General features: G+C 36.5%; 9 protein-coding genes and 1 pseudogene. 4 read left to right on the top strand and 6 right to left on the bottom strand.

Annotation, left to right across the window (positions count from 1 at the left end):
* Positions 1-22 precede the first annotated feature (22 nt).
* Positions 23-1,429, top strand: coding sequence for a hypothetical protein (locus ABFV72_RS08710; protein WP_347163207.1), 1,407 nt, complete (start codon positions 23-25; stop codon positions 1,427-1,429).
* Positions 1,430-2,476: 1,047 nt separating this feature from the next.
* Here the strand turns inward: ABFV72_RS08710 and ABFV72_RS08705 are convergent.
* Positions 2,477-4,149 (bottom strand): annotated as a pseudogene (locus tag ABFV72_RS08705) (DUF927 domain-containing protein).
* 297 nt (positions 4,150-4,446) lie between these two features.
* On the bottom strand, positions 4,447-4,665 hold the full coding sequence (locus ABFV72_RS13105; protein ID WP_431192093.1) for a helix-turn-helix domain-containing protein: 219 nt from the start codon (positions 4,663-4,665) through the stop codon (positions 4,447-4,449).
* A 423-nt stretch (positions 4,666-5,088) separates the two neighbouring features.
* Between ABFV72_RS13105 and ABFV72_RS08700 the strand changes: the two genes are divergently transcribed.
* From ABFV72_RS08700 to ABFV72_RS08690, 3 genes are all read left to right on the top strand, one after another.
* Positions 5,089-5,736, top strand: a complete 648-nt coding sequence (locus ABFV72_RS08700; protein WP_347163206.1) for a hypothetical protein — start codon at positions 5,089-5,091, stop codon at positions 5,734-5,736.
* 118 nt (positions 5,737-5,854) lie between these two features.
* Entirely contained in the window at positions 5,855-6,301 is a 447-nt protein-coding gene (locus ABFV72_RS08695) for a DUF1810 domain-containing protein (protein ID WP_347163205.1), read from the top strand.
* A gap of 92 nt (positions 6,302-6,393) precedes the next feature.
* Positions 6,394-7,011, top strand: a complete 618-nt coding sequence (locus ABFV72_RS08690) for a hypothetical protein (protein WP_347163203.1) — start codon at positions 6,394-6,396, stop codon at positions 7,009-7,011.
* A 335-nt stretch (positions 7,012-7,346) separates the two neighbouring features.
* Here ABFV72_RS08690 and ABFV72_RS08685 read toward each other — a convergent pair whose 3' ends face one another.
* The 4 genes from ABFV72_RS08685 to ABFV72_RS08670 all read right to left on the bottom strand — a co-directional run bounded on the left by ABFV72_RS08685 (position 7,347) and on the right by ABFV72_RS08670 (position 14,065).
* Positions 7,347-8,645, bottom strand: a complete 1,299-nt coding sequence (locus ABFV72_RS08685; protein WP_347163202.1) for an McrC family protein — start codon at positions 8,643-8,645, stop codon at positions 7,347-7,349.
* Entirely contained in the window at positions 8,645-11,407 is a 2,763-nt protein-coding gene (locus ABFV72_RS08680) for an AAA family ATPase (RefSeq protein WP_347163201.1), read from the bottom strand. Before ABFV72_RS08680 ends, ABFV72_RS08685 begins: the two co-directional genes overlap by 1 nt.
* Before the next feature lie 290 nt (positions 11,408-11,697).
* A complete protein-coding gene (locus ABFV72_RS08675) occupies positions 11,698-12,849 on the bottom strand; it encodes a PD-(D/E)XK nuclease family protein (protein WP_347163200.1) in 1,152 nt (383 codons plus the stop codon).
* Between the two features lie 118 nt (positions 12,850-12,967).
* Positions 12,968-14,065 carry a PD-(D/E)XK nuclease family protein gene (locus tag ABFV72_RS08670; RefSeq protein ID WP_347163198.1) on the bottom strand — a complete coding sequence of 366 codons (1,098 nt, stop codon included), beginning with the start codon at positions 14,063-14,065 and terminating at the stop codon, positions 12,968-12,970.
* Positions 14,066-14,190 lie beyond the last annotated feature (125 nt).

Raw genomic sequence — 14,190 nt, 5'->3', positions numbered from 1 at the left:
TTTTCTAATGGAGATAAAGGTTATGAATGGATTCACTTTGAAAAAGGCATTAAATCCTCAAGTATTAGCGCTTGGGCTATCATGCAGTTTTATGACAACAATAGCATTTGCTAATACGGGACTTCTCAATGAAGATATTTCTTATTTATCAGATAATATAATTAATACAGATGTTAGGCAAGTTAATAACGACTCTCCTGATACTCATTTAATGAGAGCCGAATCCTTTTTGAAAGGTAGGCATAGGGAAAGGAATTTTAAGAAGGCGTTCGAAAATTATTACTTGGCAATGAAAAATCGGGCTGATGAAACCAGTATGACTCTAGATTATAATGAGCCGATTAATAAACTTATTAGAAGTCAGAATTTTGCAATGAGCTATGAAGATGGTAAAGAATATCGTGAAAGTATCAAGTCATGGTTTAATCAAGCATGTTATGAACATGACGATATGACTAGCTGTCAACTGTTGGCTATGATGAAAAATTCAGATGACTTTTTTGAGAAAGAGGCAAACAATAAGGTCGCAGTTACCGAGAAGTCTGGTACAGATCCATCTGATGGCTCTCACTTAAGAGGTCTTCCCATGACTCGTGATTTTATTTTAGACTCATATGATGACTTTCAAAGCTTTGATTCTGCTTTTGCACAAGCAGGATCAAAAGGAAGCAAAAAAATATTTTCAATAAAACCGACTGGAGATACAAAACCAAGAGCAGTTATTTTGTTGAATAAAAAAGTATTTAGGAAAGAGAAAGGGTCTTGGTTCCCTAAACTTGATTTAACTATTAGTAGAAAAAACATAACACTTTGCGAAGGTTTTATGACATTACCTCTTGCTACTGCAAGTACATCTGCAGAATCAAGAGAAGCACGCAAAAATGAGGTTATTACATTTCTACCTGTTCTAGGTGGAAATATTAGTAATACTCTAGCATCTCCTGATGATTGTCAGCGAACACTGAAAAGTAACTATGATTATGACAGTGCTAAAGAAGAGTTAGATTTTGTTTTGACAGGTTTTAATAAAGGGAGGTCGCCTTACTTAGCAGTATATGAGAGTGACCAAAGTCCATACTCGTCTATGATCTTAAGTCTGGGTGAGTTAAGTCCAGAAGCTATCAAAATATTATCAAAAGACTGGTCTGAACTAATTATTAAGGTTTATGAAAATGGAGATAGTATTGACCCAACAGTCGCAATGGCGACAATGCTATCTTATGACCCTAGATTACAGCAAGCCCAGGAAGACAGTAATTGGACAAATATTTCTATTGCTATCAGAGCAGCTACCTGTGGAGGTGCGATTGTTGCTGGCTCAGTTATTACGCTCGGTGCGTTCGCTAATACTCCAATGTGCATGAATGCTATGGAAGAAGCAGCCTATGCAATGGGATATACAGTACCCAGCTTTGTGAATCTTATATAGAACACGATAATAAAAACTTAGAGATGCTCTCGCTAGGCACTATGCTTTTATGAAGGTAACTTGTCGTAAAATAATCAAAAATAACGGTGACGGCTATGAGAGTTCTGTAGGGCTGAAGTGACCGCTAGAACCACCGTAGTTTTACTCAATATTCAGCCTAACACTGCTGCGCTTTTCTATCATTAAATTAGGCTTGTGGTAAATTACCATCTCTTATTAGAAGACGATGAGCTTTCTGATGGTGAAGCTTATTTTGGCGGGATGTATGCAAAGGTAAAATTAGCTGTGTCGCTACTAATAAAACAGTCGTGTTGGATATTCTAAAGCGAAATAGTAAGGTTTATGCTATTTCTATAGCAAGAGAGTAAATAAATTATAATAGTACTCATTACCAAGCCTGGCAGCTTTGTTTATACTGATAGCTATCAGAGTTACAGTGAATTGTATGTGAGCGAGTTTAGATTTAACTAGAATAACCCTTTCGTCAGCTCAAAGCTTTGAGCTGACGAAAGGGTTATTCAATACTTATCTAATATAGTTCCTATACCTATTCAGTTCCTTATTTCTAGAAGGAAGATCTTGGGAACTACTTACGTAAGTTAAAAAAGCTATATTATTTCTAATAAGGTAGGAAATTAAAGGCTTCCCACAGTTTATACACAGTTTGAAAAGTAAGATTTTCCCGAAGTTCCCAAAGTTCCCAGCATATTTATGCATAATATCAGTATTGATATTTATGAAGTTCTCTTATGGGAATAGATACTAAATCGGGAATTTATATACAAATATTATGGTAGGTCATCATAGAAAAGTTTGGGTTACTGTAACAGGTAATGATGATAGAAAATATTATGGAATAAGAGTAGGGCAGAAGGTAAAGTGGTGATATTTAAATACAAAATATCTAAAATTAAAAAAATTACTTTAGATAGAAAAGATGATTCTCTGAGATATAATCTTAGAGAACCAAAAAATTAATTGCTTATACTGTATTAGTATTTACTAATGATTCACTTAGCAGTATATTGAACACTACCTTAAGATATATCAAATATCATAGCGCATGATTTGACCTCTAACAGCATGAGCGCGACCAATTTTAATATTTTTATTGTTGAGTTTTAAAGTTACTCGTTTTGGTTCATTGTAATGAACTAAGTCGTGGTCTTTTAGAACATTAAGGACTTGTTGTTTGCTATAAGGAAGGCATATTTCTTCAAATGTTTCGATGCCAAAAAGATAGAGATCATCATCCGATTTATAATAGCCAGATTGTTTATTGATTTTTTGCCTACAGTTACCAACAATCTGGAAACGACTACCTGCGTATTTTTCCAGATAACCAGCAATCTGACCAATTATCTTTCGGTCTTCTTGTTTGCCATCATGCCCATAATTATAAATCCAGTTGTTAAAGCATGTTTTTGCTGCAGTCGAAGCTTGTCCATCCTGCCAACCTGTAATGCCGGCTTTTGTAGCTAGCTCGCCAGCAGCAGCGACAACTGCAAGCCGTTTGCCAACTTTGTAAGCCTGAGATTTAACATGATTGTAACCATGCATAAATTTTTCAATTATATGGTTTGCTTCGGCGATTACTGAATCTTTATTTAGAGTAATATAATTTAGCCAACTAGTACCAGCAGTCCCATAATACTGATTCGTTAGTTTTGTTAATATATCTGCTTGTTTTTCAGGTGTAGTGGCTAAAACCAAACTATCGAAAATACCTAAATTTTTTCCTGCGTCAGCATCAATATGACATAACCGGACTTCCATACCAGGGTTATGTCGTTTACGAGAGTGCCTGAGCATAGACTGTAGTGTTTCTTCACCGCTTGATAAAAGTAAGATTCGCCAAGTTTGTACGACTCTATTACCTCCATCAGCTGTACTCCTGCTTTTACCCATCCCATTTGAAAGCATATAAAATATGTCCTCTAATGAGTTTTTCTCAGCCTGACTAATTTCATCCATAATTAAAATACCATCGTTGCACATAGCTGCTAAGTATTCAGCGGCATTTTTAGTTGCATTCCAGTTTTTAACATAGCCTCTTTTGCCCCAAACGCTAGCTGCGACGTATAAACTAAGTGATTTTCCAATACTAGATTTACCTAGCATATGAAAGCCACCGCCTTCGATATCTAAGATTTTGAGTAGTGGACCGTAAATGCACAGCTGATAGCAAAATTTAATCTACTTTGAGAACCTAGTGGAGAACACAAATTTTCTCGCCACTCTTCTAGAGTGCCCTTTTGACTATATCCGTGATTTAATGAACTATCTGGTTGATACATTATTTTTTCATTTGTTTTTCCATAGATTTTATTAGGCGTAACAAAAATGTTGTCATGCCATCCAACCTTATTAGTAAAAACCAACAATCTTTCAGTTGGATGATTGTTTAGGTAAAAGTCTAAAGCATCTTGTAGATACTTTTTCGTGGATACGACTAAACCTCTTCGAGCAAGCTCCCGACGATACTTACGACTATCGCTCTGTATAAGTTCTATCGGTACTGACCAATTGTGTAATGTATTTGATTTGTCTAACCACTCCAAAACTATACACCATTGTGTATTTTCAATATTTCGGCTGCGGGCTACAACTTTAATGGGGGAACAAATTCGTTCTCTCTTATACCCTGATCCAGTCTTATTATCAGCAATATAGTACAAACCATCGATACATTGCTTGATATATCCTTTATCATATTCCATGTCTAGTGCCGTCATACCATCGTCTGCTACAATAGCAGATGATGATGCACTCAGATCATCTATCAGTAAGGTTTGATTTACCTGCCCACTTTGCAGAGTGGGTAGGTTTTTTTTACAGTGTTAATGAGCTTAATATCTTTTTTAGTTTTCCCAAAACCTAACGCACTATCTCGATTGTTATTAATCATAATGATTTTTCCTTTAAAATAAAAACTACATAGTTCATCACTGCAACCTCCAATCCCTTTTAGAAAAAGTTGAAAGGTGATTGTTAATAATCTATTGAATTTGATAAAACTAATAACGAGCCGTGCGAGACTTCTCACATCTATCTAAATATTCATCAAGATGTTTTTTTCTATAAAGGATATGTCCTCCAATTTTGCTATAAGTAATACCGTCTGATTGGTGACAGCGCATATATTGTAAAGAGCTAGGAGACCGCCCGAGGTAGCTGGCAGCGTATTCGGGTGAAAAGGGAGTGTTCGCAGAGGCATTGGCTACGGTATTTTTCATTAAAGCTAGTTTATCATGGCTGTAGTCGGACCAACGTTTTTTCCTAGCAAGCATATTTTTCTCTTCTATTTATGAATGCTTTTTGAAGATATACTGGATAGCAACAAATAGATATAAGTAGCAAGAGAAAGAAATTATGACAAAACCTTAATATAAGTAAAAAGCAAGATTTTTACTTATATTAAGGTTTTTTGAATTAATAAACAGTTTAAGATTCTATAAGGGGGTAACGTAAAATAATTGTTATGCCTGGGTATCAAGACCTTTAACTCATACTGGTTAAAGACAATCATTACTACGGTAATGATTATCTCTATCGTAATAAACAGTTGAATTTCTAAGATAGTTATTCTGGAGCGCCTAGAAAGTGGGATGCAGCTTTATAACAGTAATTAACGATTTCACTTTAAAAAGGAGCCGAGTATGACAGTAGATAGTATTTTTAAAGATAAACAGACTATAAAAAACGATATAAATGAAAAATGTAAGGATGAGCTTCAGATAGAGCCCATACCTTTAGCTACTTTATATACGCCACAATCAGATAGCTACCTCTTGTCTGAGGTTGGGTTTATCGTTATCGAAGATGGCTGGGATGAACAGTCATTGCTAAATCTACAACAACAAGTCGGTTGCACATTGTTTGCGCTACAAACCACAGATAAGCAAATTGATAGATTCGAGGTTATAGACGGGATTATTATTTGCAAAGCGGATGAAGTTGCTCAGGTAATAACTGTATTTGAATCAGTATTATCTGATCGGGATAAGGTTGGTATAGATGTTAATGATATCAAAAGATCCTGCGGGGCTGAAAAGCCTGCTAAATTTATACAAGCTAGGGTAACGGGCATACCAGATGCAGAACAAATAAAGAGTACCGTTAATCATCTGCTCAATCAAATTCCTGAAGGTCTTAGTACCCAGTATATGATGCTTGATATTAAAAGCGATCATAAACTATCTCTTGATGAGTTTTTTAGTATCACAACTGCGGTTGAAAGTCGGATTTCTGACGATTCAGAAGTGTTTTACGGCAATAGGATGATTGATAAACCTGACCATTGCTGAATGGGGACGATATATGTGACAGGTTAGCCTAGCATTAAATACAAATATAGTTTGAGCTACGTTGTGAGTGTGGCAGGTAGGCAAATGATCATTAATTAAATCATAAGGAGTGTGAAAAATGACAACAATAGATAAAGATTTGTTTGATGATTTTATCCAAGCTCAAAATGCTATCTATTCACAAGTGATTGAAGAGCTGACCCAAGGTCGTAAGCGCACGCATTGGATGTGGTTTATCTTTCCACAGGTTAAAGGGTTAGGGCATAGTAAAATGTCTCGACGATTTGCAATAGGGAGTCTGGAGCAAGCGAAAGCGTATTTGCAGCATCAGGTCCTTGGAGCACGGTTAATAGAGTGCGCTGAATTACTACTATTGCACCCTGACAAAAGCGCTTTAGATATCTTTGGTTCACTGGACAATCTGAAGCTGCAGTCTTCGCTAACGTTGTTTGCCTTTGCAGCTGGTAATAAGTCTGTATTTGAGCAGCTTTTATACCAGTTCTTCGCTGGCAGTTACGATATAAACACTATCAAGATGCTAAAGCAAATCAATGGCCAGCAATAAAAATGAATATGATTTAACTAGTGCTAAAGTTTGATACTTCTAACCATACCAAGAAATATTAATTATCAGTGAGTATAGCAATGAAATATCATATGGACGAATCATATATAGATGACACACCTAATGCATTCCTCTACCAACGAATTATGGATCGTTACCCTAGGTCGGTTATTGGTTGCTTTATTATCAGCGAGGATTGGGATGAGCAGGCGCTACTAGAGCTAAAAGAGAAGTCAGAAGCTTGGTTTTTAGTGGGATTACAGATAGATGATATGGATTTTGATCGCTTAGATATTATCAAGGGTATTGTTAAATGTCAGCCTGATGAAGTAAAAGCTGTTACCGATCTACTCAATGTGAACGCTGCAAGTACCATCATCGGTATAGATGTTGTAGATATCAAAAACCTACTTGAATGTAGTAATTTATTCCAATTCGTTCAAGCAAGTGCCATAGGTAACTCTGAATCAAATTTAGTAAAAGTAACGACACATAAGCTTGTGAATCAATTATCAAAAGCACACCATACTAAAGGGTTGTTTATTGGAATGGAAAGCGTTCAAAGCTTACCAATAGAAGTTTTTGCCTACATAGCAGATGCTGTTGAAAGATTATTACCTAATATTGGTGAAAATATATATTACTGCTCAAGTATGACTGATGAGCCTAACTCTTTTCATTTAAAAGCAATATATGCTGAGGAGGAATAAATTTATATTATATTTAGGAAGCTCTCAGAAGGGCTAAACAACTTAAGCTGTCTTATTTTTTCGATCAATCCTAGTATGTATCAACTTTTATTCTGTAAAGTATGGACAGGCCACTAAAGTCTTGATTTAGCATAAACTTATAGTGGATTAGCTTTTCATCAAGTAGACGATTTGTTGATGTATCAGAAAGCATGTCGATTAGGTTTTGAACAAATATTGAGGTCTTTGTAGAATTAGAGAGCTTAGCCTAGGTTTTTATTCACTTTTGTCGCTAGCATACCTGCAGAGCATTACCGATTATTTTAAATGTACTAACAATACTTTTACTGAAAGAATTAAGATAAAGTTAATGTCAAAAAATGATTCATCCATTCTCCACTAATCAAATTATTAGACTCTACACAAAATGGAATTACCCAAAGTCGTAAATCACTATCTAGCTTAAAGTAAGGCATGGGTAAGGTAAACTTATCATGCTTAGGATAAATAAGCACCAAATCACCATTACCAGATAGATACTTATGGCCGTAGGCAAACATTTGATAAATATCACTTTGGCTCAGATCAAAGTTTTTTTGACTATTAGAGCTATTAATTAACTTCCATTTTGTGTCCATCACGTAGCGGTGCTCACCACGATGATCAATCAGTAAGTCTGGTTTTAAATAGAAGCGGTTTTTATCTGTATCAGACAGCTTGTCTCTTGCTTCAATCATGTGCTTACTAGAGGCTTGAGTTTTAAGCTGCCATGGAGACGTAACCATTTTTTTCAGACAAGCAGCAACGTGTTCTTCGAATAAACGTTCCATTGGAAACAGTAGAGAGATACCTCTATGTAAGCCTTTTTGGAAGTGAGGGTTCATTTTTTCCAGAATTATTTCACACCAGGGTTTTATATCCCTATAGTTATCCAATGTTTTGCTATTGGACCATCTAGGCATTAGATTCAAGGGATTGGTAAGGCTTTGAACAGGGTCTAATATATGTGATAGCTCATTTGCCAGACGCCAGTTTTCAGGACTACGACAGTTATCTTGGATGTAATCTAGTGCAGATTTCATAAGACGGTTTTCTAAACGATTAGGATGATAGATATCATGTCTTATATGAAAAAGGTGGGCACGCTCAGCAGGTTGACGCTGCTGAGCAGTAACGTTCAACTGACCACGTATGAATCGACTTTCTTCTTCTATTCTTAGATAGTCAAACCGCAAGCCTGAAGCAACTAATCCGTTTAGTTGAGCTAAGAATTGATGATAAATCCACTCATGTATAGGTAGGTTCATGCGGGTGAGCTGAGCTGCATGAGCTTCCTTGTAGGGAAGGTTCAAGGCTGAGCACAGCATCTTACACAATACAGTTCTGCCGTTTTGTAGGTTATACTCTGAATTACTTATCTTAGGTAAGACTTCTATACCTTCACCAGCAGGACTTTGTAGATACCCTACATAAGAATGCAGCCTCAGGCAGTCAGGTTTTTCAAAGCTAATAAATCTACCAGAATTTGGCTGTTCGCTTAAGCTCACTAGCCAGTTAAAAGTATCGGGTTTTATGACCGCTAAATCTGGGGTAGGACTAGCCGAGGTGTCAGTAGTGAGCCTAGCGTATTCTCTGACCTGAATATGTTTTAGCATTATTCAGCCTGTAGATTAGAAGAGACAATCCCTGCATATGCTTTGGCACGATTGAAAGCCTCATTATTGATACGATAACGTCTGTCCATAATTTGGTCGGTCACACTATCATGAAACAGCGATTTAACATCGGGTGTTAAGTTATCAACTTGAATGAATTTATCATTACTGTCTTTTGCAGGGTCGTTAAGCACCCAGCCAATACGCTCCCAATCTGAGAAGAAATACTCCTGTAGTAAAGGAATAATACGGTTCTCAAATATACTGGCGAGCTCTTCTTCTCTTTCTTCATCTGATTGTAGGCCCATAAGTGACCAGAAGTAAGCATGACCTATAGTGTGCTCTCGATCTAATAATACTTCGATACGTTGATTTATCACTTCAAGTAGTTCAGATACTGAAACGTTATAAATTCTTACTTTCTCCAAGCGCTTAGGTTCTGGTAGTAGCTCAATAAATTCAAACCTACGGCGTAGCGCGAAATCAATTTGCGCCAACGATTTATCCGCAGTGTTCATCGTACCAAGTACGTATAGGTTTGAAGGTACTGAGAATTTCTCCTTAGAGTAGGGCAACGTAACTTCGCGGGCATCGCTCCCGTCTTTGCGTTTATCAGCTTCTAATAATGTAATCAGCTCACCAAATATACGCGAAATATTACCTCTATTTATCTCATCGATTATGATTAAATGAGGTTTATTAACTGAGCTTTCAGTTGAATGTACAGTAAGTAGCTCTTTAAGTTTATCTCGGTTAATCGTACTGTCTTTAAGATTATACAAAGTCATTTGAGAGAGCGCTTTTTCAAATAGCTTTTCTTTCGGAAGGCTTGTTTCATACACTCGTAGCCATTTAACCTTTCTTGACTGTTGGTAGCCTATACGATCAGACAAGTCTAGAAATTCATAGTTTCCAGTTACCTCTGCTATTGCTCGAAATTTATGATTACCATCGGAGATGATTACTAGGTCGCCAGTTTTAATGACGTTCTTAAAGCTATTAACGGCAGTTGCTAGATAATTGTAAGGGTCATCCGAAAGAGAGATGTTACGGGTAGACTCAAACTTTGAAACGACCTGCTTTCTATTCTCACAACCCGTAAAGTTAATATCTTCGCCCCAGCCTAGAAGGATATAGTTATTCTCAATACACTCATTGAAAATATCTTCACCCTCGTCTTCTAGTGTATTACCAAGGGACAACTTCCAAATTTTCTTACCATCAATATTAACTGACTGCGTTGATCCAGTTCTTTCTTTCGCATTGGTATCGGCCAAACTGCATATACTCCTGAAGATACCTGGTATAACATCATAGCTGATTATTGATTGGTTATCAGGTCCTTTATTGACGGTAGGTCTAATGCCCTCAATAAAGTCTTCGTAGGCAAAGCTTTGATGAAAGGTTGTGAATGCAATGCGCCCTTTACTAGTTAGCTCATCATACTTTTGCTTCAGCAGGATACGCTTTTCATCATCTGCTAGGTCCTTAAGCACCAACGTTTGATACCATTCGGGCTCAACACACTCCACAGCAAGTTCTGTTGTTTTATAGGTTTTACCTGTACCAGGAGGGCCGTATAAGATTCTGTTTAGTGGCTGTGGTATATAATCGTCATCGATCCCATATTCAGTACTTTTGGATGAAACAGTATTAGAGGTTTTAGCTTTATTCTTATTTTTATTTAATAACCATGCTTCATACGAAATCTCATAGAAAGTCTGATCGGTTTTTGAGGCTACGTTATCCATGGTTTCTTGATAGTTAAGCCAACCGTCTTTAGGGGCATCAATGTTCTTAGAAATAAGCCAAGGACGAGTTTGACTATCAACAGGTAAATACTTTGATGGGTCTATGTAAAATAGATTTTGGGTAAGTTTGGTAAAAGCAGTACCTGGAATATCCATAGCAGAGTTGAATAAGTCATCATCAACATTATGAGCGCGCGCTTGATGAAATATCTGCCAAAGCATAGGGATGTACTCTGGCTTTCGTATATAACCGTATGGAAACATCCAGACCTTCTGTGGATTTGATCTAGGCAAACCATTTAAGTCAGTTGGTATAAGATTTTGTAGTTCTAGCTTAGTAAGTAATTTTGTAAGGATTTCAAGGCTTCGAGTTTCACCATACTTCATTATTAACGAAAAAAATGAGAAGGGATCCATGACCTTGACTTTGCTTTTTTCGTTTTTTATTGATTGATCCTGAAGCCCATTATCTATCCCAATCGCTATGAGAATGTCGACTAAATCTTCTTGCTTGTTTTCAAAATCAACCAGCCAATCCGAAATTGCTTTGAAGGCTGGTATCCAAGTAAATTCATATTGTTTGTTTTGACTCAATGTCATCTCCATATCTTTATAGTTATTGTCTACAAAGTTTAAGTCTTCCATTGCATCTACCAGCTCATCTCGCATTTTCCACTCAAATAAATTGCTAGAGTCATATCTACCTGTCATGACAATACGCCAATAAATTTGACCACCTTCATTGCTGACAATCTGAAATCTATTCAGTTCTTTTTGAACCTGTTTACCGAATTGAGTAATAGCACCATTGAACGTATTGTGGTGTAGATCGTACTTATCACCAAGAGCTTTACAGGTGGATTTATGACCAGGTTCTAAATAAAACGCTATTAAGACATCTAGATAGCTACGCTTCATTATATTTTTATTAGAAAGTAATTGCTTCCATTCATCTTTGGTAACAAAGGCTGGAGATACGTAGTCACCTTCTTTGACAGTTATTATTTCCATTGATAGTTCCGTTAGCATTTAATGATGCATGGTGAAAATTGATACTATTTATTAAGGATGTATCCTATTGGATTAGGTTGTTTAACTATCGCAGCTATCTTCCTGATAGCTGCTATTTTTTCAAATAAAACTTTTAGCCATGCTATCAAGTTGAGTCTTAACTTTTTTCTAATGTGGCATGATCTGAGTGAGCAAGTGCCAGAATCATTCACTATAGTTGTATTCAGCAATATGACACGGCTCATGCAATATCACGTAGTCGATGCTTAAAGTAGATACAACTAATATATTTATTTAACCAGTATTGGACGATGATTTAACTCTAGGTTGTTTAGGTGATCCATTAACTCAACCATTTTGGCTGACAGATCATCTAAATCAAAAGTTTTAAATGACCAAGATATACCCCAATAAGTATTGTTCACTTCATACCAGGTTTCATTAGGCAAGCTCAACCATGAATCACCAATGATAGTTTTGAACTCTTCTACCAACTCATCAGACTGCTTGGCAATATGCAAATTAATCTTATGCGATATATCATTATCGCTAGCCTTCATCCAGAGAACGATATCAGAGCCTGTTGTCCAATTAAGATTAGAGAATTTAATGACAGGCTCATAGTAATACCACTTAGCGTGTTTTACTTTACATTCAAAGTTTTGTAGGCCACTAGTATTTAAGTCTGATGAAATTCTTGCTCCAATCTTAGGCATTAGATTGTTGTAGATATAATCATTTAATTGGGCAAATTCATTTAAGTTTTCAGTTAAAAAAGAAATCTCATTTGTATTGATATCAGTCATTGTGTTTAAGCCTTTTAAATGTAATAGGAACTCTCTGGCAAACAAAGTCCATTTGTTATAAGGGTTGTCGAACATAGTTTTTGATAAGCGTTTTTCAATATGCTCAACCAGTTCGTTGTATGAGATACCATGCCAGCCATCTGCTGCCAGATCTGCACTGACGCTACCATTGAGGCAGAGAACCAATTTAACGAGTGCCTTTAGAGTTGAGCCTTCAGTTCCATTATTGATACGTTCATTACCAAAGGCTGTGTATTCATCAAAAGGGTTGTTTTGATGATGGTAGATTTTACATTCGATCACTATGACTGCTGTGTCGGTCTCTATGAGTAAGTCAATACGCTTGCCAGTTTGCGTAGATACTTCTGTTTCTACACTCTCAAAAGTACCTAAGTCAGATAGTATGTTCTTTTTAGCGATAGCAGATTCTAGACCTCTAAAGAAACTGTTACCTAAATTATGGTGGTTGGCTGAATTTAAAAAGAAGCTGAGTAGCTCAGTTGTTGGGTTCTCAAAATGCCCTCGTGTGCCAACATCAAATAGATTTAACTCCTCATCCGTAAAGTCTAGTGCTCTGAACTTATCTATAAGGGCTTGAAACCTGTCAAGGTCATAGAGGGCTTGCGCTGATGTCATTGTAATTCCTTTTATTGGTCGTTTTTATATTGTTGGCTTAGAGCTTCTTAGGGATACCCTTAAATTGATGCACAGCGTAGTGTACATCACTGCTAATGTTCACTACGACAATCCGAAACTACCATTGGCTACGTACTTGCGTTTCAAACTCATCAAGCAAACTTAGTTTTTCAATGAGAAACTCATGTGCAGTATCTTTGTCAAAAGACTCATAAGGTGATTTATAGCATTTAACTTTGCCTGAACCCTCACTCCAAGTTGAGCTACAATCTTCCTGCTTTAAAAAAGAATCTGCTATTTCACGTTGCTCTGGTGTGTTGATATCAAATGCATAGTAATTTATACAAAATTTATTATTTTTACGCCCATCAAGGAATAGAACAGCATCTGTCTTGGTTTCCCAAGATTCGAATGAGAAACGAAGGGCAGGATAACCATGCCAATGATGAAGCCTGGTGCGCACCTTCTCATTTGGGAAAGCCCCTTGTAGTTTTTCTAATAGTTCTTTCTGATAAGCATTAATGACCTTTTGTTTAATATCCTCTGCTTGTTTTATTTCAGCCAGATTGTCCAAGATGTACGATACAGTCTCATGAGGCATGGTTGAATCAGACATAATACCTTCCAAATGTAATATAAATTCACGAAGCAAGACCAACCATTTATTAAGTGGCTGAGTAATAAAGGCACGTGCTAACTTTTCTCTAATGCTATCAAGAAATATGGGGTAGCTTAAAGAAAGCCAATTATTAGGCGCTTTACCATTAGGCGATAGTACAACATAGATATGCTGTTTATTTTTGAACTTATTATTGGACTCTATATGTTTCTGATAAGTTGTAAATGGATTCACTTGCTGGTGATAGATTTTATTTTCAATCACCATCACCCAGTCATTACCCTCTAACAGTAAGTCAATTCTTTTATTACTCTTGGTGGTTACTTCACGCCCAGGCTCAGTGATGACAGAGAAATCGCCAAAGTCAAAATTTGCTGACTTTGGATTGGCAACAGTTAGAGCATCAAATAGAGCCTCCATCATCAGGTTGCCTAAGCCATGCGCACCTTCACTGTCACAGAAAAAGGCTAGCACATCAGAGGTTGGGTTTTCGTAGTAACCACGGCTACCAATGCTGAATATCGTCTGTTCAGATATTTCTGGAATAGGTAAGCTCTTGATATGTTCTATTAATTTTATTAACTGAATAATATTCATTAATTGACCTTAATTAGTTTATTGCTTTTTAATAATTGCGATGTAATAAAACATCCGCTATTGATATCAATTTTGAAACTATAACTATAGACTGGTTCAAACAATCACAATGGTCAAAGCTACTG

Origin of the sequence: Psychrobacter proteolyticus (assembly GCF_039762275.1) — a bacterium.
GTDB classification, from domain to species: Bacteria; Pseudomonadota; Gammaproteobacteria; order Pseudomonadales; family Moraxellaceae; genus Psychrobacter; species Psychrobacter proteolyticus_C.
Note: the sequence above shows the minus strand (reverse complement) of the source record. Positions and strands in the feature narration are given on the sequence as shown.

Excerpts from the sequence above, each read along its gene's own strand:
- ABFV72_RS13105 (WP_431192093.1), bottom strand. The coding sequence starts at position 4,665 with ATGAAAAATACCGTAGCCAATGCCTCTGCGAACACTCCCTTTTCACCC.
- ABFV72_RS08670 (WP_347163198.1), bottom strand. The coding sequence starts at position 14,065 with ATGAATATTATTCAGTTAATAAAATTAATAGAACATATCAAGAGCTTA.
- ABFV72_RS08685 (WP_347163202.1), bottom strand. The coding sequence starts at position 8,645 with ATGCTAAAACATATTCAGGTCAGAGAATACGCTAGGCTCACTACTGAC.
- ABFV72_RS08700 (WP_347163206.1), top strand. The coding sequence starts at position 5,089 with ATGACAGTAGATAGTATTTTTAAAGATAAACAGACTATAAAAAACGAT.
- ABFV72_RS08710 (WP_347163207.1), top strand. The coding sequence starts at position 23 with ATGAATGGATTCACTTTGAAAAAGGCATTAAATCCTCAAGTATTAGCG.
- ABFV72_RS08680 (WP_347163201.1), bottom strand. The coding sequence starts at position 11,407 with ATGGAAATAATAACTGTCAAAGAAGGTGACTACGTATCTCCAGCCTTT.
- ABFV72_RS08675 (WP_347163200.1), bottom strand. The coding sequence starts at position 12,849 with ATGACATCAGCGCAAGCCCTCTATGACCTTGACAGGTTTCAAGCCCTT.
- ABFV72_RS08695 (WP_347163205.1), top strand. The coding sequence starts at position 5,855 with ATGACAACAATAGATAAAGATTTGTTTGATGATTTTATCCAAGCTCAA.
- ABFV72_RS08690 (WP_347163203.1), top strand. The coding sequence starts at position 6,394 with ATGGACGAATCATATATAGATGACACACCTAATGCATTCCTCTACCAA.